A 26,730-nucleotide genomic window follows, 5' to 3' on the forward strand; every position below is an offset into this window, starting at 1 on the left:
TACGAAAGTTCGCCAAAGAGCGTTTGGTCTTGTTCAACGCAAATGCTTAATCACCTGTAGCAAATCAGGAATCAACTGTGCGTATATTCCCACTCGTCCTGCAAATGTTGCTAAATCTTTTTCAGCAATAGCCGCGCGGTTTTCTGTTTGATCAATAATTTCGGCAAGGATTTTCTTTGCTCGCCAGCGATTGACACCATATTCAGTAAGCGGCGACAGCAGCGGTGCTATCAGAAGCGCGGACCCTAAGCCCCCCATTGCTCCAATCACAGATACCCAACCTGGTACGCCTGTCCAAGATAGCCAAAGTCCTGCGAGAAAAGATTGTTTACTGATATACACACTCGTGGCAGCGGCAGAACCCAGAGCCGCGGCGCTACCAAAAGCTGCCTTGTCGACAACGCCTCTACCCAACACACCAACTGCGAGAAACATAACAAACTCGCGACCACCTTCTTGGGGAATTTGCAGACGGTTAATGGCTTTTAATAAGTTGGCTTCCGATTGTTCCGGAGGAAGCTTTCGAAGAGTAGCCGTTAGCTCGGATAATTCGGATTTGTTGATAGAGGGGTGTTTTAATAGGTGCTGAGAGAACAACTCTTGCAGTTGATTAACATGCAACAGCTCATCTTCAATAATTTTTAGAACGGCTAATTCTTTTTGTGAGAGCTTAGATTCTGCTTGCGCAGATAACTTATGTTTACCAATAGGAAGTAACTTGGTTGTTTGTATCCATAAACTTCTAGGCAAAGCCAAAAGATCTCTCGGAACATCTGAGCGATATTGCCAGTGACGCTTACTCACCGCTTTTAGGTTTGCAAAATGTGTATTGTAAACGGCGTCTAAACGTTGACGAGCCGCAAAAAAGTGCGCCCGGTAAATACCTTGCCAGTGGTGTTCCCAAGCTTCTACACTGGTGTAATTTTTAAGCGTGTGTATATTCATCAGGTCAGATTCAAAACCAGTAATCTAACCTCAGACATTCAATAATCGCAATTCGTTTACTTATCTATACACAGAGTGGTTCTTACAGAGTTACCATGTGTAAATTTTAAAAACGTAATCAACAGTTATCGAAGGGTATTTGATCGGTCGACTATTTGATGCTCGATGAAACAGGCTTTGAACAGCTCAAAAAAATACTTTCAAGGGCTGCAAGAGATTTAATTTCACTTCGATCATATATTTTAGAATCATCTTCTTTATTTGCGGCTCGGCCAACGGTAATTGTTTGACTTAAGCCGACTCTGGCAGCAAGAAATTCTGAGTGTGTAGAAAAATTAACTTTGGCATTCATAATCTAAATTCCTTGAGTAGAGATATGGGTGTTTAAACGAGCTAGCATAAACTTAGATTACAGCCTTGTTATCGTTTGCAAGGCCGTAATTGATAAGGCATTAAACTAAATAATCCCGCCCATCAAACCTTTAGTAACAGCTTGCTGACGGTTAACACTGTTGGTCTTCTTCATGCAATTCTGAATGTGGAAGTTAACAGTTCGTTCACTAACTCCAAGAATGCGGCTTACTTCCCAAGAGGTTTTACCCTTAGATACCCAACGAAGACATTCAATTTCGCGAGGCGTAAAGTTGACGGACATTTTTGCAGTACATCTGCTCAAAGCGCCTAACGCGTAATGGCTAATAATCAACCAATACCAAGAGACTTTCTCAATAAGTTCATAAGTGTATTCATCGCCGAATTCAACAAGAACAATGGAGCGTTGGTAATTACTACCACCTAAAGCAATTGCGAATCCATTAGGCGACTTGATGGCGGACTTAACATCTTTCAAATAAACAGGACACGAGCCGGTGTTTAAAGAACGAATTAGGTGTTGAGATTGAGTAGTAAGCCAATGAGTTAATTGCGAGCTGATCACACCAATAGTTTGATCAGACTTAATCTCCTCGACTGTTTCACTCGTACTAATCAAGGCGCAACTCACATACTGGAACTGAGTGCAAATATCCTTGAACACAGAGTTGAGTTCTTCCAAATCGGAAACTTTTTCGAACGAGCGTACAAAATTCTCTAGCTGATCCATTGCGTCTACCTCGCTGATTTCGCAAAACTACTTTTCGCGGTTAATTTGGGTTTGACTCAACTGAGAAAGACAGGACTGTTAGATTTACCAGTGGGGGTGAAACTATCAGTGGTTGAACAGCACTACTATTACTATCTTTCTTTCGTTGTGTCTTCGATGTAAAAGATCGTACGTTTGTAGGTGCGAACTAGCGATAATGACTGGATGATTTGCTTGTAAGTTTTGATAGTTATCTAAAAAGTTATATTGCTATCTTGTAAGATTTTGATTTTATTAAATTTTTTGTTTTAGGTTATAGCTTGGTTATAATTTTTTGGGTTAATATTGTTCAAAAAGTATAAATAATATTCAATTGTAAACAGGGCTTCTATCCGTTTGTTTATGTAAACCCTGCATAAACAGCATTATCTAAAATTATTTTTTGTAATAATTACACTTTTTGAATATCAGGTTATAGGTTTTATAACTGACATTCCAAATTTTTTTAATTTCCAGCATTCTCTACTTATCAACTTTATGGCTTACTCTAAACAGATACGTAGAGTTTATTGAGTATGGAAATTTTTTAATAATTTGGTTAAAAAGCAGTCTGTGTGAGATTCTACTATAACCAAAATTATTGTGTTTTTTAGAGCTACTCCCTAACCCGATCATATTCGACATTTTGCTCATAAAATATGCGTTTGAATCAAATTCTCCAGATTCATTACGTACAAGAACACCTAAAAATTCTGCTGATATTTAATTTATCAAATGACAAATATTAATTATTTTCGATACACGGCCGTAGCCGTTATTTGATCGGTTTGTATTTGAAAACGGATTTCATTACTTCGATTTTGATTGAAAATAACTGTTCGTTATTTGTACTCATTTCTTCTCTGCTTTTTCCTGTTGTGAACCTCAGTTGATCGACGTTGTTCAGCCTTTTTTGAATCGTCGTTTCTATTTGTGTTGAATTTCACTGATATAACTTTAGAGACTGCTTCAAAATCTATGTAGAATGGATAAAGTAGTTAATGTCAAGACAACAAAATGGGGGCTGCCATGCATATTGTCGTTGGTGCACCTGATCAGTCACGCCGAAAATATTTAAAATACAGCCGAAAACTAACGCTTATTTTTTAATCTACGGAAACAGTTGTTAACTAGTAAATTCCCTAAACACTATTAAGTCGGTTATGCTGAAATCAATGAAACTAGTGAAGGTTATTTTGGTAGAGTAAGTAGAAATAAGAGTTGCTCGGCGATGTCAAATGGCGGTTTTTGAATTACCACAGACAAATAGAAAAGTTTGTTCTTACTACTATAATGAACGTCAAAAGTGCAATTCCATTGCCTCTTAATAGGAAGAAAGCGACTTCTGATAATGTCGTCTATATTGACACGTTCCGCTCTTGCAGATCTTTAGGTTTGAGTGGGTTTCGTCATCAACAAGTAAATCATCGAGCCTGTTGGTTCTCTCGATTTTGCTAGCTCGTTTGTTGATACCTATTTTGTCGAGAGGTTTTGATATATACCTCTCGACAGCTACTTCAGCTTAAGGTTGATCTGGACAACTTCCCGGTGGGCCTTCACAAAATACCTGAGTAGATGGGCCTGATCCAATTCCTAAGTCGAACCAGTTTTTAGTTTCTAGATTTTGAGTGGTTGCTGCAAAACTGCTAGCGCTTGAAAAAATAGCTGATAAACACACCAAAAAAACCAATTTTTTCATGTCTTTTCTCCGTTTAATAAATATTGAACATTCATATTAGTATTATTTTTTTTGCATATCAAACAGTATCCTAAGATTTTATTCGTATATAAAAATATTTTTTAAATAAAAATTAAAAATTAATTCTTTAGTGTTATATATTGTGCTGCATAGGTTTATTTTTAGGTAAATTCTTATGGTGTTAGAAGTGCTTAATTATGTATTTCTTTTAAGTGTGGTGCGTGACTAAATGTCTAAAGATACTGTAGTGGAGTTTGTTATAGATAAGCCAAGATCAGAAATTTAAAAAGTCAGTTGGTGTTTTGATAGGAGTTTATTTTTGTATCCAATTTTTACGTATAAAAAATTGTCTGTACGGATATATTCGATTATGGCAAGGCTTCAGAAACAAAAGAATTTCTTCAAGAAGAATTAATTATTCGAAAATTATTAACTAATAACAGAATATCTTGTTGGAACTAAGAGTTTGTGACTTTAAGCCAAAACCGCTTGAGCAAGTTTAAATCGAATTAAACAAGACAACCTTTACTGATTTCTTAAAGAGTAGGAGTAGTACTTCAGAACGAAGTAAACCGACAAACAACGCTGAGTTAGACAGGTTTTTTAGAAAAAATATATGGAGTTCAGTAACTTAAGCCTATTAAATATTACTTAATGCTCATGAAAGGGAATAAGTGTTACTGATTTACTCCCTTTCGTAAATGCAAAGATCAAATATTTAATTAAGGCCGGCTAGGGCAAGTACTAAAATCGGTATTTTCGCAGCCACTTTGAGTTGATGGTCCAATACCCAAGTCAAATAAATTTATATCATCTGTTTTTTGGAATGTTTCGGCAAAGCATTGTCCGCTAATGGTTAGAGTTAGGCCCACCAGTAAAGCGCTTAATTTTTTCATTTTAACCTCAAAGTAAATTGTTTTATGTGATAAAAAGTAATATTAGAAGTTTATCAAAATAACTTTTTTTTCGCTCAGTTAATTTCAGATTAATTTATTATCGAATGTTGAATAATCTAAGGTTTACGTTATATAAAATGGCAACCTAAGAGTGGTCAGTTTATTGTAATTTTATCGATAATTTCTAGACGACTTTTGGCATCGCGATAATATATTTTCTTCCCGTCATTCGAAAGTACAAAGAATGGGGCGGTTAATATTGATGAAAGTTTTTTTGAAGTTTTCTTTTCAGTTAAGAAATTAAATGTGTGTAGTACGAGGTTGTTATCTTCGTAGGTGCTCCACATTAAAATATCGCTTTTAATCTGTGCTCCTCGGAATCTAAAAATAACTTCGGAAGGTATCTTTAAACTGTAACTTTTTAATATTTTAAGGTTTTTATCTGTTTTATATATACTTCGATCTGCTTTGATTATGTAATAGCTTTCTTTATCGCTGGATTCTTGAATAAGGGAAATGTTTTCTCCGATAATATGTGATGCTCCACTTTCTATATCAATGTAGCCTGCCTGCCAGACATCAAATAATTGGCTTGTAAAGAAAATTTTTGATCTATCCGTTGATAACTGTATCGAAACTAAATTATCTTCCGTTGGTATACTTGCATCTATATTTCCTGTATTTAAGTTAGTTATAATTATGTCATTTAGTCTATTTTTTGTGACAATCAATTTGTTATTGTCTTTCGATATTCCTAAAATATAACCTAAGTTGGGTGAATCATATATAATTTTTGACTCTTTATTTGGTGTTACTTTAAGTATTTCCTTGGAAGTAAAATCTTCGTTATTTTGAATGTAATAATAATCATTATCTAACACGAACCCTACAATTCCGGCATAAAGTGGGTCAGGAATACGACTTGATTCGGCAAGGGTTTCGGTATCTAGGCCAACTGTATATTTTTCTGGAATTTCATAACGCATAGCTAAAAATTCATTATCACTTGCTCGTGTAACATTATGATATAGATTGCGGCCATTTTTGATTAGGTCTTCAGATTCTAAGGTATTTGCGTCTAAGGCAATTATTTTTTGAGACCCGTTAATTATAAGAGTGTCATCGTTTAGCCAAACAGAGTCATATATGAGGTTAGTACTTAAAGTAGAAACTACGTGCTCACCAATTATTTCTTCTGTTTGTGAGTCTAAATCCAGGATATGAACTGTAACCGTGAATGCTGTTTTATTGCTAATTGAAAAGTATGAAGCCCGTGATCTGGATGGAGAATATTCCCAGTTAAATTTGTACGCTCCAATAGCATCACTTGATAATATCTCAGAAGCGATCTTTGAGTTATTTCGGTTAAAGCTAAAGGTCTTTTGAATTCCTATATCTACACCATGTTCCGTCACTACTAACGTATCTTCATTAAATCCGTGATCTAGTTGCCGTAAACGTTTGTCTGATTTAAAGATTTCTTTTGTGGGCTCTGGGGAGTCGTTGTCTAAACTTTTAATCTTTATTACGGAGCCTCCATTTTCTGAAGATACATAGCCAATTTCACGAGAGCCTTGTAAGAAAACCGTGCTCATTACTGATTCTTCAGGTCTTGAAATTTGTTTTATATATCCGGTATTTAAATCTTTAATAAATAGTTGAAATCCCATTTGTTCCGACATTCTTGCCGTAAAAGCGAGTTGAGTACCGTCATCGGAAACAGCCATCGATGACTTATCAGAAGGGAAGGTTTCTATTGTTTCTATGGTGATTTTTTCTTTGAGTTTGCCCGTTAGGTTTATGATTTCTGAGTTTTGTGCCAGTATTAGTATGGCCGCCAACGTAATTACACAACCAAACGCTAGAAATATTCCCAGTTTCTTTTTTTTACGATTTACTTTTTTATTTGCGTTGTTATTTACAAAACCACCACGAGCTTCTAGTAGGTGATTTGTTTGTTTTTCAATTTGGGGTTTTGTGATGGCTTCAGTACGGTGGTATTCCGAAGGCGTTGCGGCACTAATTATTGATGTGTCTACAGTGTGTTGATTATTTTGTGTAAGTTGTTCGTTTTCGCTTAGTTGCTTATTTTCGGAGTTATTGTCTATTTGCGACGTTAATTCGGAAGTTTCATCAACATCTTTTACGTCTGTTCCCGGAGCATGACTACAGAAATCTATTTCTGCGACTATTTTGTAGCCGCGCTTGGGCAGTGATTTAATAAACTGAGGATTATTGGTGTCGTCTTCTAGAATTGATCGAAGCTTACTGATGGTTCTTCTTACAGCGGTGTCGGTTACTATTCGTCCAGCCCAAAGTTCTTCATGTAATTCCGATAGAGGAACATATCTATCACGATTGGCTAACAAATACAGTAAAACTTCAAGAAGTTTCGGTTCTACTGCCAGCTCGGTGCCTTCTCGATAGAGAATGCAGGTGGTTGGGTCCAAGTGAAACGGACCGAATTTCATGACTGAGCCTTTGTTTGACATAACCTCGTTTAAATAAACCCTTTTCCTTGCGTTTACTACTGCGAAACTTTTCAGACGCTAATATAGCGCAGTTGTGATGTAACTTATATTAATCGGTACTAAATATAATTAAAAATTATCAATTCTGCTTGCTTTAATTCTTAATTGATGGAATTGGTTTAATAATTTGCTTTTATCGAATATATCAAACATATGAACATCAACTAGGAGTGATGTAATGCGATTAATCATAGGTGGTTATGACGTGTCGACTAACTCATTAGTTTACAAGGTATTTACAAATCTTTAGAAGCCGACGCTAGTATCTTAATGAGTGATCCAATTGACTTGTATACACGATTCCATCCGAGAAAAGTCAACAACACTGTGCCTATAGATTTACGCTTAAGATTACGTGTTTTGACTAAACTATTGAAGACCTTCTTGGGTAGGGGATAAAAAAGTAATTTTTTGAGTAGTTACCCTAGAGCTAACCATTTTAGGCTTACTCATTGGTATTAGGTGGGTATATTCGGGTATTGACGGGAAAAGAGGGACGCGCTTTTTTATGTTTTTTTCAATGCAAGTTTGTGGTATTCACATTCAAAACTATTTATCGGTTCAAAGTCGATTACTATGCCGGAATAATAATTTTGAAGATCTTGATTAACTATTCTAACAATGCCTGCCGCTGGATCGTGAATGACCGCTTCCCTGTCATTGATGGATTTTAATATCACAAAGTGATTTTTGTTCCAATGCAAGACAGATGGCGTTTTTAATTGCGAGAGTTGATCGACTGTTAATTCTCTTACATTGGCAACCAATTTAAACTTGCATGAACATTCAATAATTTCTCGCACACTAAGGCCGTTGGCTTGGGCTTGCAAAAATTTGCGTGCACGACGCAGCCCAACAAAGTTACCGTAGTAACAAGCCATCATAACCAAGCATGCAACTCCGCACTCATAGTGCTTTTTCTGACGAAGCAAGGGTAGGCGATAAGATACGAGTCTTAGCTGAATAAGAATGCAGGTTAAAAACATTTTAATCATAAAGTTGCGAGCTAGCCTCTATGCAATTTATACATACTTTGCTTGGTTAATAGTGTGCAAAGTTAGGCTTCTGGATAAGCTGTTAAATGTATCAGAAAAATTAAGGGCAAATTGTGGCTGTGTCAGAGACTATAGGAACCTCTGATTTCCTCATCTCTGATTAAATCAGCGGACGGAAATTTAAAATGCGATTCACAATTTCAATCACTTACCGTTCTTTAAGTTGATAACACATCCTTGTGCCGCTAGAAACTCTGAGTTAATCAGAGATTCCTTTATTTACATGTGACGAGAGTTTGGATGTTGTTTTGAAGGTAAGTGATTATTGGGTTTGTATTGCAGGTATAGCGAATTCGCCAAAATTAGAAGGATTCCCACAGATTCAAACAGCCAATTAAATTGTAGGCTTAGTAGTCTAGAATGAATAAGTTTATCAATATGATGAAAAGAAGATGCTCGTATCAATACGTAGGATATTAAAAAAACAATTCCTACTAAGGCTAAATAGTTATTTTTAAACGATTTACGGTAAGCAACCAGCATAGCTATGGTTACAATGGTTCCCAGCACCGCTACAGCCGCAACGAAGATTATTTGAATCGATCGTCTATCTTTATACCAATTGCCTTGCTTTGCAATGGCCCTGCCTATTTCTGTGAATAACGTTTGCAAATCGAGTTGTTTATTTATACCCAGCAAAAACAAAAGTAGTGCAATTGCCATCCATAATCGGGCTTGAGATTTAATACGGGTTGTAAAAATGAACTGGGCATTTCGATAAACCATTACTGACATTGCAGCGGTAATAAAGTACAGGATTGCAATTGACCAGCCTGCCAGACTGGGATCGCCTATGGTTGGTTGCCAATGAATACTGTTCCAAATATCCTGCATAAATAGCTCATTTATTTGCTGAATAATAATTTGATGCTTTGTACAACACTAGAGTAGAGATCGAGCTTAGTTTTTAGTTTTCTGGATAAGTATTTGAAAATTGCTTTTCGATTTCCATCCCCCAGTTAAATCATGACTGTATTGGTAGGAGGTTTCTATACTGGGATTCCTATGTTGGGGGCCTAATTGTATTGAGTGTTCCCATATTGAAAGCTTCTGCACAGAGCTAATCGATAGTTTTGACGGTACAGGCGATACTTCCTTTGGCCAATTTAATCGATACGTCGTCGCCAACTGCAACCTGTTCACTGTCGGTAATTACCTCGCCCGAGCTAAATGTCGTCATTGAATACCCTCGTTCTAACACTGCCAAAGGATTTACGGCGTTGAGTCTTTGGGCAATATTTATCGTCTCGGTTCTTAGTTTGTTCAATTTAATGTTTAGGTTACGAGTTAATTCTTTCGAACACTTAGCCGTCAACTCTTGTTTGCGAGTAATTTCGCTATGCAAGTTAATACGTTTAAAGTTTTTTACCAGTTGAGCAACGGTTTGTTTTTCGGAACGAATACGAGACTGTAGAGCGCTCTGCATTCTGATTTCTAAATGATCCAGCCGTTGTGATTGATTCTGGAGCTTTTCTCCGGGGTGATTTATCTGCGCTCGAAGTTGTTTTACTTGAGTATGTTTTTCTTTGATGACACTTAAAACAACATTGCTTAACTGTTTCTGGTAGCCCAAAAAATAGTTGAGATACTCGATGCGATTTGGAGAAATTAATTCTGCGGCAGCAGACGGTGTTGGCGCTCTTACGTCGGCGACAAAGTCAGCAATCGTAAAGTCTATTTCGTGACCAACAGCACTAACAATCGGAATAGGGCAGTCATAAATAGCGTGCGCTAATTGCTCATCATTAAAGCACCATAAATCTTCGAGAGATCCACCACCACGTGTGATCAATAAAACATCAAACAGGCCGCAATCTTGAGCTAAGTAGAGCGCTTTGATAATTTCTGCCGCAGCGCCATTTCCCTGAACCACGGTTGGAATAATCGTGACGGGAATAGAAGGAAATCTACGACGCAACACGGAGCACACATCTTTTACCGCAGCGCCGGTGGGTGAAGTAATTACACCAATATGCAACGGCAATTCTGGCAGAGGCTTTTTGTGGCTGCTATCGAACAGTCCCTTTGCATTCAGTGTTTGTTTCAATTGTTCAAATTGACGATGCAGATCACCAAGTCCTGCTTCCTCTATATGCTCAACGATTAGCTGGTAGTCGCCGCGACCTTCATAAAGGCTAATCTTTGCTCGAACAACCACTTTAGAACCGTGCTCAACCCTGAACTTTACCGCCAGATTTCTATTTTTGAACATGGCGCAACGAACCTGGGCAGTTTGGTCTTTCAGTGTGAAATACCAATGGCCAGAAGAAGGTTTGCTAAGGTTTGAAATTTCACCTTCAATCCAAAATAGCGGTAATTGTTCTAAAGTATGCTTAGCTAAACGATTAAGTTGGCTGACCGAGAGAACTGTTCGTTCGGCGGTACTGGTGTTGGCTTGCGTAGTAGTAAAAGTCGTCATCTGCGCATTCTAGGGTAGTTCAGACTTTAGTTAAAAGTAAAAACTCTAAGAGCGCAGCTAATCCTAGGCATTTGCTGGCCACATCATTATAATTGCGCGTTTTTAATTTCGAGACATCATCATCTTGCACAAGCTCATCCTGACCGAATTGTCAGAAAGCTCAGGAATTTAAGGTGATGACGACGAAAAGGCATTTTTTATCTAAGCTTTTAGATGAATGACTTTCATCGAATGCTAGATGTGTTGTACCTGAATTCTGCGTTGAACGTTCTGTTAATTGTTCCGTTAATTAATAAGGTTAAAACCTAAGAACTTTAAATACGCCCTTAAGTATGCTGTTTTTCAGCTGTAAAAATATAAAGCTTCACCCAAGCGGATTTTGAACAATAAATAACCATTGTTGTAAAACCCGCATCATGCAGGAGTTCTAGCTTCTATGTTACGTATTAGTCAAGAAGCACTAACCTTTGACGATGTTCTATTGGTTCCGGGTTATTCTGAGATAACCGCAAAGAATGTTTCATTAAAAACCAACTTAACCCGTGCTATTCAGCTGAATATTCCTTTAGTGTCAGCTGCTATGGATACCGTTACCGAAGCGCGTTTAGCAATCGCAGTGGCTCAAGAAGGCGGTATTGGTATTATTCACAAGAGCATGACGATTGAACAGCAAGCTCGCGAAGTGCGTGCTGTTAAAAAGTTTGAAGCGGGTGTGGTTAAAGATCCGATTACCATTTCTGGCGATGCAACCATCCGGGAATTGGTCAGATTGACTCGCGAAAACAATATCTCTGGTGTACCAGTAGTCGAAAATGGTGATCTTGTTGGTATTGTGACCAGCCGAGACTTACGTTTTGAATCCAATATGGATGCGGCGGTCTCCAGCATCATGACGCCAAAAGAAAGATTGATCACAGCCAAAGAGGGCACCTCATCTGACGAGATCCGTGAGTTGTTGCATAAGTACCGCATTGAGAAGGTGCTTGTCGTAAATGATGACTTTAAACTGGTCGGTTTGGTTACCGTTAAAGATATCAGTAAGGCCGAAACCTATCCGAATGCCGCAAAAGATGCGGAGGGGAGTTTGTTGGTGGGTGCTTCTGTCGGTACCAGTCCTGATACCGATGATCGAGTAGCCGCGCTTGTTGATGCTGGTGTAGATGTCATTGTTGTTGATACCGCCCACGGTCACTCAAAAAATGTGTTAGACCGAGTTCGAAAAATCAAGCAAACCTACCCAGGCCTTCAAGTCATTGGTGGAAACGTGGCAACCGCTGCTGGAGCTTTAGCGCTAGTAGAAGCTGGTGCCGATGGCGTAAAAGTTGGTATTGGCCCCGGTTCAATTTGTACCACTCGTATTGTTAGCGGTGTGGGTGTTCCGCAAATATCGGCGATTGCAAATGTTGCCGAAGCACTCAAAGACACCGGCGTACCGGTTATTGCCGACGGCGGTATTCGCTACTCTGGGGATATTGCCAAAGCCATTGTTGCTGGGGCAAGTGCCGTAATGATGGGATCAATGTTTGCCGGAACCGAGGAAGCGCCCGGTGAAGTCGAGCTGTTCCAAGGCAGAACCTACAAATCCTATCGCGGTATGGGCTCATTGGGAGCAATGTCCAAAACCCAAGGTTCTTCCGATCGCTACTTCCAAGATGGCAGCGCGGTAGAAAAACTGGTTCCAGAAGGTATTGAAGGCCGTGTTCCTTATAAAGGTCCTTTGTCAGTTATTGTTCATCAAATGATGGGTGGTTTGAGCTCTGCGATGGGATACACCGGGTCGAGCACCGTCGAAGAAATGCGCACCAAGCCAGAATTTGTTCGAGTAACGTCAGCCGGTATGGGTGAAAGTCACGTTCACGACGTGCAAATCACTAAAGAGGCGCCGAACTACCCAATTGGCGGCCGATAAGTATATAATTCGGGATTGATCGGGGCCCTAACAAGGGCCCCGTTTTGTTTTTAAACGCGTAAATTTTAATTCTTCTCACGAAGAGTTTATTGAACACAACGTACTCTCAAGACTGGTGCTTGAGGTTATCGTAATTGGGGTTTTTCTATGACCAACCGAGATATTCACTCGCAACGTATACTGATTCTAGATTTTGGCTCTCAATACACACAGCTGATTGCTCGTCGCGTGCGAGAGATTGGTGTTTATTGTGAGATCCACTCTTGGGAGATGAGCGATGAAGATATCCAGCACTTTAACCCCAAGGGCGTAATTCTCGCAGGCAGCCCCGAGTCGGTTACGGCAGAAAACTCACCTCGAGCTCCAGAGCTGGTATTCAATCTCAATGTTCCGGTTTTGGGTATTTGCTACGGTATGCAAACCATGGCCGAACAGATGGGCGGTAAGGTTCAAGGCTCCAGCAAAAGTGAATTCGGTTACGCTCAAGTAAAAATCGAGAAGAGCAATGCGCTTATTCACGACATTTCCGATCATATCGATCACAGCGGTAATATCTTGCTGGACGTATGGATGAGCCACGGCGACAAAGTTATTGGCTTGCCTGAAAACTTCGAGATTTTTGCCAGCACCGATTCCTGTCCAATAGCCGGAATGGTTCATATCGAAAAACCATTTTATGGTTTGCAGTTCCACCCAGAAGTGACCCATACCAAACAAGGCAAGCGGCTGTTTGAGCACTTTGTTTTGAAAATTTGTGGCTGCGATGCGTTATGGACGGCTGAAAATATCGTTGAAGACGCTATCGTTCGCGTGCGAGAACAAGTCGGCAGCGATAATGTGTTACTCGGTTTGTCGGGTGGTGTTGACTCCTCCGTAGTTGCTGCACTTTTACACAAAGCCATTGGTAGCCAGCTAACTTGTGTTTTTGTCGATAACGGTCTGTTACGTAAAAACGAAGGCGAGCAGGTTATGGACATGTTTGCCAAAAATATGGGCGTAAAAGTGATTCGCGCCAATGCCGAAGAATTATTTTTGTCTCGCTTAGACGGTGTTGATGATCCCGAGAAAAAACGCAAGATTATCGGTAACACCTTTATAGAAGTCTTTGACGACGAAGCCGCCAAAATTGAAAACGTAAAATGGCTTGCTCAAGGCACTATTTATCCCGATGTTATCGAGTCAGCCGCGGCGAAAACCGGCAAAGCTCATGTGATTAAATCCCATCACAATGTTGGCGGTTTACCAGAGGATATGGCGTTAAAACTGGTTGAACCACTGCGCGAACTCTTTAAAGACGAAGTTAGAAAAATTGGCTTAGAACTTGGCTTGCCTCACGAGATGGTTTTTCGTCATCCGTTCCCCGGCCCAGGTTTGGGTGTGCGTATTCTCGGTAAAGTTAAAAAAGAATATGCAAACATTCTGCGTGAAGCCGACGCAATTTTTATAGAAGAGCTTAGAAATTCTGGTTGGTACGATAAAACCAGTCAGGCCTTTGCCGTGTTCTTACCGGTAAAATCCGTTGGCGTTGTGGGCGATGGCCGTCGCTACGAATGGGTTATTGCATTACGTGCCGTTGAAACTGTGGATTTTATGACCGCGCACTGGGCTCATCTTCCTTACGATTTGCTTGAAAAAGTCTCTAGCAGAATTATCAACGAAATTTCAGGCGTGTCGCGAGTCACCTACGATATTTCCAGCAAGCCACCGGCGACGATTGAGTGGGAATAAAAGTGCGTTAAACCCAGAACGCAACTTATTGAAATCTCTTAAAAAGCTCATGTAACCCATGGGCTTTTTTTACATATTTAACCCGCTGTAATAAATATGTTCTTCAAAAAATTACTTCTATTTTACTTAGATTGAATTGTAAAGTTTATTAAAAGTTTTAATTTAATCACGAATTTATTTGTTGCCGATCTTAAAAATCCTCGATACAGACAAATCCTAAGTTGTTAAGAAAGAAGTTGTTAAGAAAGAAGTTTTTAATAACTATCGGGACTTCTGATTGACTTACCCATGATTTAATCAGCAGAAGAAACTGAAAATAAGATGTTTAGTTTCTCAAAAATTCAATCACTTACTGCTCTTGAAGTTACCTACGCATATTTGTGTTGCCAAAAAATCTAGGTTAATCAGAGTCTCCTATCTATTGCAGCGAAAAGTTTTCGTATTTCCCAAATTTATCCACGCTCGTTATTTATGAAAATAATAGAACTTGTTGTAGATAATTAACGGCTTAGATTGATGATATTGGGTGACTTGAATTTATTCATTCTGACTTATTTACTTGGTTATTTTTTTGAAAGTTAAGAGTTGATTTAGGCGACAAAAAGTATTTATTCGATACTAAACAGCATGGAAATTTCTAAATTTGTGATGCTTTTCATGAAAAAAGCACCGAGAAATTTATCAAATTTTCTTATGACAAAATACAATAAATTGCTCCAATTATTTTTAAAAAAGACCTAGAAGATATCTGTTAGAAACGATTTAACATTTGTGGATTTGATGTGTAGAAATACTTCAAGATAGATTTTTCGTAACACAAACAGTGGGCTGGTTTTATCTTAAAAATAAGGTAGATGTTAAGTGCTCTGATTGGTATCTACGAGGCAGAGTATTTAAAGTATGAACTGTATTTGTGCCGAATATAAATTTTCGTTATTAGTCGATATAAATCTGCTTAAACAATATTTAGATATCTGTATGAGCGCCTACGCTCAATTATTTTGATTCAACCGAATTTAGCAGTTAAAACTGTAATTTTTTAATTATTCCAAGAGCTTATTATTGCTGAAGCCAACGTTATACTCATTGTAACGCTGGGATCGGGCAGTTTTTTCTGCACACGAAATCATAAAATATTCTGGAATGTATACGAGGTGGTCCAGAATTTATTAAATTCTAAAGCTTTTAAAACTGTGACCTGCTTTCAATTAAAGGACTTTATACGTTGAAATATCGTGCTGAAATCGATGGACTAAGAGCTTTAGCCATAGTTCCGGTGATTTTATATCATGCTGGATTTGGTTTTTTTAGTGGCGGTTTTCTGGGTGTTGATGTTTTTTTTGTTATCAGCGGTTACCTTATAACGAAAATAATCTATGAACAATGTTTAAAAGGCGAGTTTTCTTTTATCCAATTTTACGACAGACGTATCCGTAGAATTATTCCACCATTATTGGCAACAGCTCTATTAACTATCGGTATAGCATCAACATTTTCTCCGGCAGATATAAAAAATGTCGGACAAAGTTTGGTAGCAACTTTTACCTTCTTATCGAATTATTTTTTCTACTTAGAAACCGATTATTTTAATCCGTTTAACCAAAATGCGCCTATGCTCCATACTTGGAGTCTGAGTGTTGAAGAACAGTTTTATATTTTCTTTCCTTTCTTGTTGGTGATTTTTGCCAAAACTACCCAAAAATATGTGATTTTAATCTCACTTGCACTGTTATCTTTTTACGGAGCCGTACAGTTAACTGAACAAAATCCAAGTCTGTCTTTTTACTCATTTCATACCCGGGGTTGGGAGTTTTTACTGGGATCATTGATAGCAGTGTATGAAACCAATCGAGCCGAGCAGTTTCAGTTTAACCATAAGTTTTTGATAGAATCATTGGTTTTGGTGGCAATTTTGGCGCTACTTGCTTCGGTAATATTCTTAACTAAACAAATTAATCACCCTTCATGGTGGACACTTGTGCCTGTATTCAGCACAGGTGTGATCATATTTTTTGGTAAATATACCGCCTTTGCTAAATCTATTTTAAGCAATCGTTTATTTGTGAGCATTGGACTCATAAGTTACGCACTGTATCTGTTCCATAATCCAATATTTTCAGCGATTAAGTACCATGCAGACGCGGAGAATGTCGCAGTTTACAAGTTATTGAGCCTGCCTTTAATTGTCGCGCTGTCTTATTTAAGCTACCGATACATCGAGAAACCTTCACGAAATAAGCAGGTATTAAAAGCAATTGTTATCCATCCCGCGATACTTTCATGCGTCATGGTCACGCTTGTGGTTGGTTTTGTTGCCCATAAAAAAGAAGGTTTCCTTACTTATTTCAGTACAAGATTGGTTGAAAATGGCGGCGTGCCCTTGGTTGATGTTGAGGCTGAAAAGACATTGGTGAGTAACTATCGCGTTAAATACTATCCATCGGATACCGATTTCTACTGCGATATTTCCGGTGGCTGCACCAATATTCTTATTTTTGGAGATTCATTCGCGGAAGATGCTTTTCTGGCTTTAAGTTATTTAGAAGATCCAAGTATGAGTGTTCGCAAAGTTTATTTCGACGATGAATGTATGCGCGATATGAACGAATCCGATTTTCATACCGATACGGTTTGTTTTGATGAAGATGTGAGTTTTGACTTGATTGATGTCGCTGATGTGATTCTAGTCACGGCTAAATGGCAGGAGTCTACCTATAAAAACGGCCTTAAATTCACAAAGGCACTTAAACAGTATTCACAAAAACCTGTATTTATTACGGGTTCGGTTATGTTCGAAGATCTCTCTTCATTCAGTTTTAAAACCCAAGGGCTGGTTAACAACGATTCAGGTATTGCAAGGCTTGCCTATTCTAATATGCGTTTTGATCGCTTGAGAATTTCAGACAGTTTAAAAGCACTTGTCGATAATGAAAATGATTTAATTTGGATTGAAAAAAGCGAATTCTTTTGTGATAGAAATAAACAAACCTGTGATTTGTTCGTAAAGGAAGGGCCCATTATTTGGGATAATGCTCATCTTACGGTTCGTGGTTATACACCATACGCAAATTTTTTGTTAGATTCGATGAATCTTAAAAATGCTCAAGCGAGACTAAACGAGGAATTTCAATAAATTTAGGAAACTCTGATTTATCCAGAGTTTCCAACACTATGTTGAATTAATTCATGAGTTAATAAATATCTTTTCGGTAACGTCCCAAATTCTGAAGCTGCGCAAGTAATTCATCACCCAGTTTTTCGCGTAAAACCGCGTCTACCGTTAACCCCATTCCTTCTCGGCTGCCACACACATAAATACTAGCACCTTGATTTAACCATTTTTGAATGTCTGAAATTTGATTTTGTATAACTTCGGTGATGTAACCGGTATTGACTTCTACAGTTGGATCGTAACTTTTAGCGTTAATTATTTCTTGTTCCGTACTTCTCGAAAAAGCTAAATGTGCTTTAGTGAGACATTGGTTACCTTGCCAAGTGTTTATATCTTCTTTAAAGAAATAATCTTTTGAATAAAATCGCTCGCCAAATATCAACCAATTGTTCGAATCGCTCCCACGCTGCATTCGATAATTTAAGTGGGCTCTTAAGCCTGAAAATCCGCTGCCGGAACCAATTAAAATCAGTGGTTTGTCGAGAGTAGACGGGTGAAATTTAATGTTGTTAATGATTTCTATTTGAACTGTCTTACCAATATCTAACACTTGCGTTAATATTTTACTGCCAATGCCAAGTTGTCCATATATTAGATTATTCATTGATAAACGGTATTCTCAAATAATAATCTAAATATTTTTAGGTTAATCAGAGGTTCCTAAATATTTTTAGGTTAATCAGAGGTTCCAATGGTTTATTAATTTACTCACGAAGAGATTTGACTATCAAGTAAGGAGCTCTAGGTTAATCTAGAGTTCCTTTTTTTATGTCTTGCGATCGCAAGATATTGATGGTTACGGTTGTTGGTTAATATGCCAATCGTAATCGATAAAACTTACTTTATAGTCTTGTGGAATTTTTTCGCTCAAATATTGGTTGATATAAATCGGTAAATCTTTTTTCTTACCCGATTCTACAAAATCTTCTGTATAAAATTTTAAAATCTCAGAAACATAAGCGCGTTTCGTTTCTGAATCTAAGCGAAAATGCACCGGTTTATCGAAAAATTCATGGGCGGCAGCATCCAGTTCTTTATCTAAATGTTCTGCACTAAAAGGTTGTTGCGGTAATCGCGGACAGTCTTTAACCATACAATTTAGTGCAAAATGCACTCTGGGTTCTCCTAGTGGACGAATGACTTTGTTTTCGTATTGGTACAGGTTGGTCTTTTTACCATCTACAACCACGCTTCTTAACACGAAAAAAGACGCGCGTTTTAGCGTGCTGGTAAAGCCTTTGGGAATACCACGTTCGATAACGCCATTCATAGCAAGAGCGTTATAAGCATTAATGTGATACGCCAAAATCGCATTTGTCTGGGTGAAATCAGACGGATTCGTCTGCGGGCCGTAATTTTCTATAACTTCAACAATGGCCGATAGCGACTGCGGATTTTCTGCAATTGTTCGAAAATCGATTCGACCTTGTTCATCCACATGTGTATTTAACAGTTGTGCCCAAGATTGCATAGCAGCTTGGTAATCGCTGGCACTAAAGCTTTTTTTATCTTCGGAAAAAGCAAATACGCTGTTAAACAATAAAATAATTCCGCTAATAAATACGAAAAATTTTGAATAAAAGTTAATTCTTGAAGTGTTCATTAGAAGATCTCAACGGTATCTAACAATTTTATGTCTGAATTTTTTGAACGCGTAGTTTCTGGTTTAGAGAGCGGCTCGTAGATTTCGATTTGCCCTTTCTCGTTGGTGACCTCAAGCGTTTTAAGAATATAATTATCACGCTTGGCATTGTGCTCGCACATGGACACGGGGCCTTCGTCAGTCATTACCATAAACGAGCAGGCGTGAACTCTATCGGCGTCGAGATTTCTAGCATCCATAAAGTTCTGAATAAAAAAAGTCAACTGATGAACTTGGCCTTTACTTAAAAGCATTGCCTTCGTTAAATTTTTAACGTGATACCAACCAAACGTTAAGGCACGGCCCCACCATTCAGGATTTTTTAACACTGTTTTTAGCGCCGTTGCAATTAGTTCACGGCGGTTTGAATACTGTCTGTTGGTGAGTTCAGCAAAATTTGCTAAAAAATCGGCTACCAACCGGCTGTCTTCAACAACCGGAAATATTTCGCCATGAGTCACCAAGGTTGGCAGATAACTGTGGCAATCTTTATGACCAACTCGTACGGCCTCCCAAGGTAATTGTTTACCCGCTAGGGATTCGATGGTTTGTTTAACGGTCGCTTGGCTGACAATCGCCTCACGAGAACCCCATTCACCACGGCCTGTTTCGGCTTGTAAATTAAATGATGCAAGACCTATAACATCGGCATTGTCACGAAAAAATTTTAAGATCTCTGGCAGTTCGTGAAAGTTATCATTGTGTACCGTGGTGTTAAATATCACCATTAAGCCCAAACCTCGAGCCCTTTCTAAGTATTCAGCACGTATTTCGTTCAACTGACTTTCGCTGCTATAGCCAGGGCGTTTTTGTGTAGTGTCAACGTGAAAGGCAATATCCTTTAAACCGACCTCAGCCAGCTTTTCTAGCAAACTTCGAGTAGCGGCAATGCCATTGGTGAACAATGCTGGATAAAGGCCAATATTTGCTGCGTAGGCTACGATTTCGATCAGCTCCTTGTGCTTGCGCAACGTGGGATCGCCACCGGTAATCTGAACGTTCACTCCGCGCCCATAGTGCTTAACAACCATATCTAAGCGCCGAAACACTTCTGCCAGAGGAATATCTTTTATCGACTGAGAGTGTTCAGACAAATAACATAGTGAACAGTCCAGGTTGCATCTTTGTGTGATCTCTACCGCCACACAGCCGATGGTTTGACTGCGGCCCAAAATTTGGTTGGGCGCATCAATATGTTGCATTCGATTGAGCGTGCTTTTAAGTATGTCTGCTCTTTGCATATCGGATAACCTTAAAGTAAGGGGCAGTTGGAATTATGCAATTTAGAAAGGTAAAAAATATGCTGTTTTCTAAACATTTCAGAAAACTTAGAAATTGGTACTGGTTGTTAGTATTCACTGCAACCCTAACTACCGGCGTTGGTGCTTCAGAGCGTGAATCAACGCCGATAAATGCACATTCTTCAGAAAACGCCAGTTTTCAGAAAATTTATACCGAAGTTTTTTCTGATCCTTATAAACAATTACCTTATTACACCTTAACTAAACAACTGTTCGGGCAATCTGGTGACTCAGCCGATAACCTAGCGCTGCAAGCTGCGCGGCGCAGCCTTAGCTTCAGTGGCGATTTGTACGATTTTCCTCAAGGGCAAAAAATTTTTCAGGCCAATGGCATTTGTTTTTCGGGAACTTGGCGAATTCAGAAAGCTTCCGAATACACGGGATTATTAAAAAAAGGTATCGACGTACCGGTAATTGTTCGCGCCTCGGTTGCTTTAGATGGCACCTTGCAAAAACACAAACGCGCTTTTGGTATGGCGATTAAATTTTTTCCAAATCAAAACCGTGAAGAATTCATTCCGAGCATTAATTTATTCGTAATGAATTCTTTAGGTGGTGTTAAAAGCCGACATATTCTTGATCTCGAAATGGATAACGCTCCAGAGCTTGGCGCGCTGCCGCCCATCAGTAAATGGGGAACCATGCTACGGTTGCAAAAAGATTTTTCTAGAGCAGATCGTGAAGTTAGCGGTGAAGAGTCTAGAATAGAATATCGTCCCGTGGATAATCTTGCCAGATTCAATAATACTGCCAATGAAAATCCGCGTTTTCCGACTTGGTTAAAATTAACCGCTGACGAAAATATTAGCCGAGTTGATCAAGATGATTTTCGAGATGAATTACAAGTCGAACACTACACAAATAACAAACTCGTATGGAACATTAGTGTTGCCGAAGGTGAGTTAAAAGAAAAACATAAAGCGCAGTGGTTGATTTTAGGTGTATTAGAATTAAATGAGTCCGTTGTTTCTAAAACCTGCGATCAACGATTACATTTTCAGCATCCGTCTGGTCTTGTAAAAGAAAGTCTCGATTAATCGGTGCTTTGGTAAACATCTCGGTATGTGACGATTTACGGTCATTATTCATAAAAGATCATCCTACAAGATGAATGATCGCATAAAAATACTCATCAGATAACACAACTTATATTAGAAACTCTTAAGCTTTTTAGTTGCTCAGTTTGATTAAAGGAAGATTTCCTAAAGTATAGAGGGAAAAATTCATACTACTCACTTAGGTGACGATCAAGACAAGACTCAGTATTATTCATATCGGCGGTACAGCGCTTTATTGCCTAAAATCATCGCAAAGTTCAGAAGAGACCCTTAATCAATGAATCACAATATCGGCGAATCGGTCATGCCCAGCGAAGGTAATGAAGTGAATTTAGTAAGAGTTCTTATGGTTCGGGTTACTGTGTTCGCGCTGTTGGTTTGTTTGTGTGCGTCGGTGGTGATTTTTTATCAGGCTAAGGTACGAATTCAATCGAATATTATGCAATCTGGCAATACCTTAGTGCAGCTTCTTAAAAATGAAGTAACAAGAACTAAAGGATCATTCCAATTCAGTTTAGATCGTCTTGAAGATATCTCTTTAACCTCAATTTCAGACATTGCGTCTGCCATGGGTGTCTGTACAGAAGTTAAAAATATTTTTAATCAAACGGTTATTGATCAATGTTTTGGTGACGAGAGTGCTTCACCAAAAATTATATCTTGGGGACTAAGTAAACTCATTGATATCAATATGCGTTCAGAAAGCTCACTGCATACCAGTAATTCGGGTGTCGTCGTTGGACAACTGATCACCTATCCAAATATAAATCATGAAAGTAACAAAATCTGGCAACAGCTCAGTGTTGTATTTATTATGACATTGAGCATTCTGCTTTTGAACTTATTGATTTATTTGCCGGTTAGAAAAGCACTTAAGCCAACCGACGAAATATTAAAAACCATCAGTTTATTAGAAAACGGCGATCTAACTGCTAGAATGCCCAAACCAGAATTAAGAGAACTAAGAAGAATTACCGTTGGTTTTGATCATCTTACCAGTCGATTAGAATGTACTTTGGCCGAGCAACGAGTTTTAGCGCAACGTTTACTCACCGTAAGAGAAGAAGAGCGTCGCTATTTAGCCCGAGAGTTGCACGACGAATTTGGCCAACTGTTAACGGCTATTTCGGCAGATTCAACGTTTTTGTCGTCTCGCTTAAAATCAACGGATCCACAAGCCTTACCGGCAATTGTTTCAATAAAAACGAACACATCAGACATAATGGCTAATTTGCAAAATCTTCTTTCTCAACTGAGGCCTCAAGGATTGACGGAGTTTGGATTAAAATCCAGCCTAGATTACCTGGTGGAAAGTTGGCAAAGACGACTACCTGATTTGTGTATTATTTTTGAGGTTGATGGAAAACTTGATGGCTTGGACGATAATACCAATGTGACGATATATCGCATTGTGCAAGAATCGCTGACTAACGCTCTAAAGCATGGCAAACCAACAAAAATCATTATTTCAATTAAAAAAAGCAGCGACGAGATTGATATCACCATCAACGATAATGGCTGTGGTTTAAATATTGACGAAACTAACGCGGGCAATGGTGTTCTAGGCATGCGAGAACGGGTAGCGGCATTGGGTGGCGTATTTGAGATTATTCAAAATAAAACCGACGGTGTTTGCGTAATCGCAAAGATTAAACTCAATGCCAATACTACAGGTCAAACCTATGGATAAAATTACTCTGTTGTTGGTTGATGACCATGCGGTGGTTCGAGCCGGTTACAGACGATTACTCGAAAATCAACCGGATCTAACGGTAATTGGTGAAGCCGAAACCGCGCAACGAGCGCTTGATATTTGGAAATCCAAAAATCCAGATGTTATTGTGTTGGATATTGGTTTGCCTGATATTAGCGGCATAGAGCTTTTACAACGATTTATTCGAAAAGACGGTAATGTTCGTATTTTGATTTTTTCAATGCACCGTGATCCAATATTTATCAGTCAAGCCATTCGTGCCGGTGCACTAGGTTATGTAACCAAAAGTAGCCCAGCAGAGATAATTATTGAAGCGGTTTATAAAGTTGCTAAAAGACAACAGTTTATAAGCCCAGATATATCATCCGATTTAGCAATAGCGCTGTTAACAGAGCCTGCAAATCCTATTCGAGAATTATCCCCAAGAGAATTTGAAATTCTGCAAATGTTATTAAATGGATTGGATGCCCAAGCCATCGCAGATGCCTTGTCAATTTCCAGCAAGACCGTTCATAACTATCATTATCAGATCAAAATAAAACTGGGTGTAAAAAACGACATTGAGCTTGCTCGAATTGGTTTTAAATATGGATTGATCTAGTATCTTAAACTAATTCATAAGAAGCTCCGATTAACAGAGGCTTTACTGTAATCAGAGCTTCTTAACGTTAAAAAATTCTCAACGTTAAAAGACTTTAAAGGTTATTGTTCCATCTTGGCTGCATTGATTGCTACAAGCGTTGCAAACGTAACGGTATCTAACAATGCGCCGTCATCGTCCAGCAATTCATACAATACTTCTTGTGCGCCTGGGCGTATACTAAAAAAAACTACCGTATCAATATCGCCGCCACCTTCTCTGTGAGGTACTTCATTGGCAGGTGAGACAGTATAACTGCCGGTTACACGTTTTTCTTTTACACTTCCATCAGGCTCATAAATAAAGTGATCACCCTGAATAACGAAGATATGATTCAAAGCCACATGGCGATGCAAAACAATTTGTTGCTTTGCGGGCAATTTAAACAAAACATCGGCAATACGGGCTTTTTCATCAATGTTAAGAATTGAAAAATAAAATGCCGGAGTAAAATCACCAAAAGATTGCCAAGTAATATGTTCGTCGTTAAATGTGTGCGCGGTCATCATTGTAGTTCCCCAAATTATTATTGTTGAACTACAGAGACTAATAAGATTCGGTATTTTGTACTATATGAATATCTCCTTTATTCGGTTGTTATAACTTCACTTGTACACAGATATCTAAAATGGTGTTTTACAACCACAATGCTTTGAGTGTTTATACCAATAGCTCTTTTTTATGTCGTTTTTTTTGGAACATAATCGATGCAGAGCTGTTAAGAGAAAGTGATGTATTTTTAGATAGAAAATGGCATAAGTAAATTTTAAAAAATTAAATCAAATGCCCTAGTCGTCATCGACAATTTCCAACTTTTTTTCTTGAGCACCGTTATAGGTTCCTTCATCAACAATATGTCTTAGTTGAATTTGGCAAGACGGGCATTCAAATTCTCCGCCTTCTTCAACGCCTTCTTCCTCTAAAAAATAATAAGATATACCGCTATCACAATTTGAGCATCGCATTGCTATTACCTTATGTTCGCTGATATAAACATGCAGTATATTGCGTATGGAGTGGTAAAAATCTGATTGATATCACAGTAAGATTGATTTCACTGTAAGTGTGTTGGATAAAAATTTTTAATTCAATTGATTTTTATAGACTCATTTTTTGAGATTAACGGCAAAATTTTTACCAGTTTAATTTAATCGTTTGGGTTGGCGATATCTATTGCTCTAAATTTCGCGCAGTGTTCAAATATATTAATATCTGCGCCAATATTTCGATAGGTGCAAAATCGTGCAACGAGTTTGGCGAGACCTTTGATGTCGCGGCCGCTGGTTTTAGGAAAGTGGTTTGAAAGTGTTTCGCACATGTCTTCGGTGAGGTTTAGTCCAAATTGTTGTGACATTACCTGCCAAATTTTTGCGCGTTCTTGTTCGTTGGGTTGCTGGTAACGAATCATGGCAATACAGCGTGAAATTATGGCTTCGTCGATATCATCGATTCGGTTTGTGGTCATAAATAACAAACCGTTAAAATATTCCAGTACGCGCAAAAATACGCCCACAACAGCATTCATTGTTAAATTGTCGTCGCGGCGTTTTATGTAGACATCAGACTCATCAATTAACATAACCGCCCCCCAGCGCTGCGCGCGAATTAATACATCTTTTAAATTAGCTTCCATCTCGGCTACATTCAAACCTAATTGGCCTGAGTGAACACGGTACAATGGTCGGCGAATAATTTCTGCATAAACTTCTGCGGTTAATGTTTTACCAACACCCGGTGGGCCGCTGCACAATACGGTAGTGCCGCCAGATTTTCCCTCTACGATGTCTTCCATTAATATTTCCATTTCGGCGGTTAAAATATCAATTAATTCGACATGTTCGGTAGGAAGTACTAATTTATCTTTTAATTCGGGTTGGTAACGGTAGGGTTCGATATTATCGACATGAACCCAAAGATGATGATGCAGTTCTAGGTGAAACATTAAAATAAACCCATGCATCGGAATTTCGGTAAAGCTGTTCTCGGAAAAAGTTGTTTGAAGGTGTTCGATAATTTTTTCGGTACTTGGCGAAAAAGGCGAGTTTCGGTCGATTTTTTTAGTTAAAGGCTTTAATACCGTGTTGGCTTGATTTAACGTTAATTCGCGCTGGGTTAAAATGGCTTCGTCGTTAACAACTCTGGCCGGACTGCCTGATGTTGATAAGATAACCCGTGTTTTTTGTGACCAATCTGTTTTTCGCTGATTGGCACTTGGGTCTTCGGCATAAATTCCGGTACCAAGCGCTGAGAATTGCTCGCCAAAATCACTGCGCCATTGTTGGTATTTGATATTGCTTTGGTCGAATTCGGCAATAAGTTCTGGGCTTTCTTTTAAATAGCCTTTTTCGGCTAAAATCTCTGCTGCCGACAAATTTGATAGATCACGTGCTGAGATAATAATTTGATTGTTGGCAAGTTTGCCACGCGTGTTGGCTTTAATTTCTATAAGTATTCTTGGCTGATCGTCTTGACCGCCGGGTGTGTAATCGATGCGGCTAATGACGTAGGGCAGTAGTGAACCACCGCCGTCTAATAAAAATAACCAGCCTCTAATTGCATCATCGCAAAGATATTGAATGAGTTTTGCTAGAAATTCTTCTAAATCGCTGCTTTCAAAGGAGGGTTGACCTCGTGAATTTAGCAAGGATGTCATGACCGCGAATTTGGTCGCATTTTTATTGGCGTAGAGTTCTACAAGTAATGCTAAGAGTTCATTGGTTAAATCAGAAAATTTAACTTCTATACGTCCCGCAAGTTTTAATTGCTCTTGCCACGAATTTTTGCTGTTGCTACTGAGCAGAATATTAAAATCTTCTAGAATACGAGTCGCAATGTCTCTTTCAATGTGTAATTTCATTAAGAGCAATCCGCAGGTTTTGTTAAACTGTTTGCATATAGGAA

20 protein-coding genes are annotated in these 26,730 nt (G+C 38.6%); 6 read left to right on the forward strand and 14 right to left on the reverse strand.

Features of this window, described 5'->3' with window-relative positions; genetic code table 11:
- Window positions 1-33 precede the first annotated feature (33 nt).
- The 8 genes from ACYQ2C_RS01130 to xseA form a co-directional block, all read right to left on the reverse strand.
- Entirely contained in the window at window positions 34-945 is a 912-nt protein-coding gene (locus tag ACYQ2C_RS01130; protein ID WP_460099190.1) for a hypothetical protein, read from the reverse strand.
- A gap of 151 nt (window positions 946-1,096) precedes the next feature.
- Entirely contained in the window at window positions 1,097-1,297 is a 201-nt protein-coding gene (locus tag ACYQ2C_RS01135; RefSeq protein WP_460052560.1) for a hypothetical protein, read from the reverse strand.
- Window positions 1,298-1,402: 105 nt separating this feature from the next.
- Window positions 1,403-2,047 (reverse strand): helix-turn-helix transcriptional regulator, encoded by a 645-nt coding sequence (locus ACYQ2C_RS01140; protein ID WP_460052561.1) that lies wholly within the window; start codon window positions 2,045-2,047, stop codon window positions 1,403-1,405.
- Between the two features lie 1,540 nt (window positions 2,048-3,587).
- Entirely contained in the window at window positions 3,588-3,764 is a 177-nt protein-coding gene (locus tag ACYQ2C_RS01145) for a hypothetical protein (protein ID WP_460052563.1), read from the reverse strand.
- A 1,051-nt stretch (window positions 3,765-4,815) separates the two neighbouring features.
- On the reverse strand, window positions 4,816-7,131 hold the full coding sequence (locus ACYQ2C_RS01150; RefSeq protein WP_460099195.1) for a winged helix-turn-helix domain-containing protein: 2,316 nt from the start codon (window positions 7,129-7,131) through the stop codon (window positions 4,816-4,818).
- Between the two features lie 566 nt (window positions 7,132-7,697).
- Window positions 7,698-8,186, reverse strand: a complete 489-nt coding sequence (locus ACYQ2C_RS01155) for a cysteine peptidase family C39 domain-containing protein (protein ID WP_460099198.1) — start codon at window positions 8,184-8,186, stop codon at window positions 7,698-7,700.
- Between the two features lie 279 nt (window positions 8,187-8,465).
- Window positions 8,466-9,080, reverse strand: coding sequence for a hypothetical protein (locus ACYQ2C_RS01160; RefSeq protein ID WP_460099200.1), 615 nt, complete (start codon window positions 9,078-9,080; stop codon window positions 8,466-8,468).
- Window positions 9,081-9,306: 226 nt separating this feature from the next.
- On the reverse strand, window positions 9,307-10,665 hold the full coding sequence (xseA, locus tag ACYQ2C_RS01165) for an exodeoxyribonuclease VII large subunit (RefSeq protein ID WP_460099203.1): 1,359 nt from the start codon (window positions 10,663-10,665) through the stop codon (window positions 9,307-9,309).
- A gap of 436 nt (window positions 10,666-11,101) precedes the next feature.
- Here xseA and guaB point away from each other — a divergent pair, with 436 nt between their 5' ends.
- The 3 genes from guaB to ACYQ2C_RS01180 all read left to right on the forward strand — a co-directional run bounded on the left by guaB (window position 11,102) and on the right by ACYQ2C_RS01180 (window position 17,435).
- Window positions 11,102-12,574, forward strand: a complete 1,473-nt coding sequence (guaB, locus tag ACYQ2C_RS01170; protein ID WP_460052573.1) for an IMP dehydrogenase — start codon at window positions 11,102-11,104, stop codon at window positions 12,572-12,574.
- A gap of 147 nt (window positions 12,575-12,721) precedes the next feature.
- Window positions 12,722-14,302, forward strand: coding sequence for a glutamine-hydrolyzing GMP synthase (gene guaA, locus ACYQ2C_RS01175; RefSeq protein ID WP_460099207.1), 1,581 nt, complete (start codon window positions 12,722-12,724; stop codon window positions 14,300-14,302).
- A gap of 1,225 nt (window positions 14,303-15,527) precedes the next feature.
- Window positions 15,528-17,435 (forward strand): acyltransferase family protein, encoded by a 1,908-nt coding sequence (locus ACYQ2C_RS01180; RefSeq protein ID WP_460099209.1) that lies wholly within the window; start codon window positions 15,528-15,530, stop codon window positions 17,433-17,435.
- Between the two features lie 58 nt (window positions 17,436-17,493).
- Here ACYQ2C_RS01180 and ACYQ2C_RS01185 read toward each other — a convergent pair whose 3' ends face one another.
- The 3 genes from ACYQ2C_RS01185 to ACYQ2C_RS01195 form a co-directional block, all read right to left on the reverse strand.
- Window positions 17,494-18,078: a ferredoxin reductase domain-containing protein gene (locus ACYQ2C_RS01185; protein ID WP_460099212.1), complete on the reverse strand. Its 585-nt coding sequence runs from the start codon at window positions 18,076-18,078 to the stop codon at window positions 17,494-17,496.
- 192 nt (window positions 18,079-18,270) lie between these two features.
- Entirely contained in the window at window positions 18,271-19,077 is an 807-nt protein-coding gene (locus ACYQ2C_RS01190; protein WP_460099214.1) for a DUF547 domain-containing protein, read from the reverse strand.
- Window positions 19,077-20,357, reverse strand: coding sequence for a radical SAM protein (locus ACYQ2C_RS01195; RefSeq protein ID WP_460099217.1), 1,281 nt, complete (start codon window positions 20,355-20,357; stop codon window positions 19,077-19,079). The genes ACYQ2C_RS01190 and ACYQ2C_RS01195 overlap by 1 nt, the downstream gene beginning before the upstream one ends.
- Window positions 20,358-20,416: 59 nt before the next feature.
- On the opposite strand from ACYQ2C_RS01195, the gene ACYQ2C_RS01200 reads away from it, so the two are divergent.
- From ACYQ2C_RS01200 to ACYQ2C_RS01210, 3 genes are all read left to right on the forward strand, one after another.
- Complete coding sequence (locus ACYQ2C_RS01200; protein ID WP_460099220.1) at window positions 20,417-21,454, forward strand: hypothetical protein; 1,038 nt, start codon at window positions 20,417-20,419, stop codon at window positions 21,452-21,454.
- Window positions 21,455-21,752: 298 nt separating this feature from the next.
- A complete protein-coding gene (locus ACYQ2C_RS01205) occupies window positions 21,753-23,165 on the forward strand; it encodes a sensor histidine kinase (protein WP_460099223.1) in 1,413 nt (470 codons plus the stop codon).
- Complete coding sequence (locus ACYQ2C_RS01210) at window positions 23,158-23,790, forward strand: response regulator (protein WP_460099226.1); 633 nt, start codon at window positions 23,158-23,160, stop codon at window positions 23,788-23,790. The genes ACYQ2C_RS01205 and ACYQ2C_RS01210 overlap by 8 nt, the downstream gene beginning before the upstream one ends.
- A 101-nt stretch (window positions 23,791-23,891) precedes the next feature.
- Here the strand turns inward: ACYQ2C_RS01210 and ACYQ2C_RS01215 are convergent, their stop codons facing one another.
- The 3 genes from ACYQ2C_RS01215 to ACYQ2C_RS01225 all read right to left on the reverse strand — a co-directional run bounded on the left by ACYQ2C_RS01215 (window position 23,892) and on the right by ACYQ2C_RS01225 (window position 26,686).
- Window positions 23,892-24,338, reverse strand: coding sequence for a cupin domain-containing protein (locus tag ACYQ2C_RS01215; RefSeq protein ID WP_460099228.1), 447 nt, complete (start codon window positions 24,336-24,338; stop codon window positions 23,892-23,894).
- A 279-nt stretch (window positions 24,339-24,617) separates the two neighbouring features.
- Entirely contained in the window at window positions 24,618-24,794 is a 177-nt protein-coding gene (locus ACYQ2C_RS01220; protein WP_460099230.1) for a hypothetical protein, read from the reverse strand.
- 182 nt (window positions 24,795-24,976) lie between these two features.
- Window positions 24,977-26,686 carry an AAA family ATPase gene (locus ACYQ2C_RS01225; RefSeq protein ID WP_460099236.1) on the reverse strand — a complete coding sequence of 570 codons (1,710 nt, stop codon included), beginning with the start codon at window positions 26,684-26,686 and terminating at the stop codon, window positions 24,977-24,979.
- Between the last annotated feature and the right edge of the window lie 44 nt (window positions 26,687-26,730).

The organism is Sessilibacter sp. MAH3 (assembly GCF_054658275.1).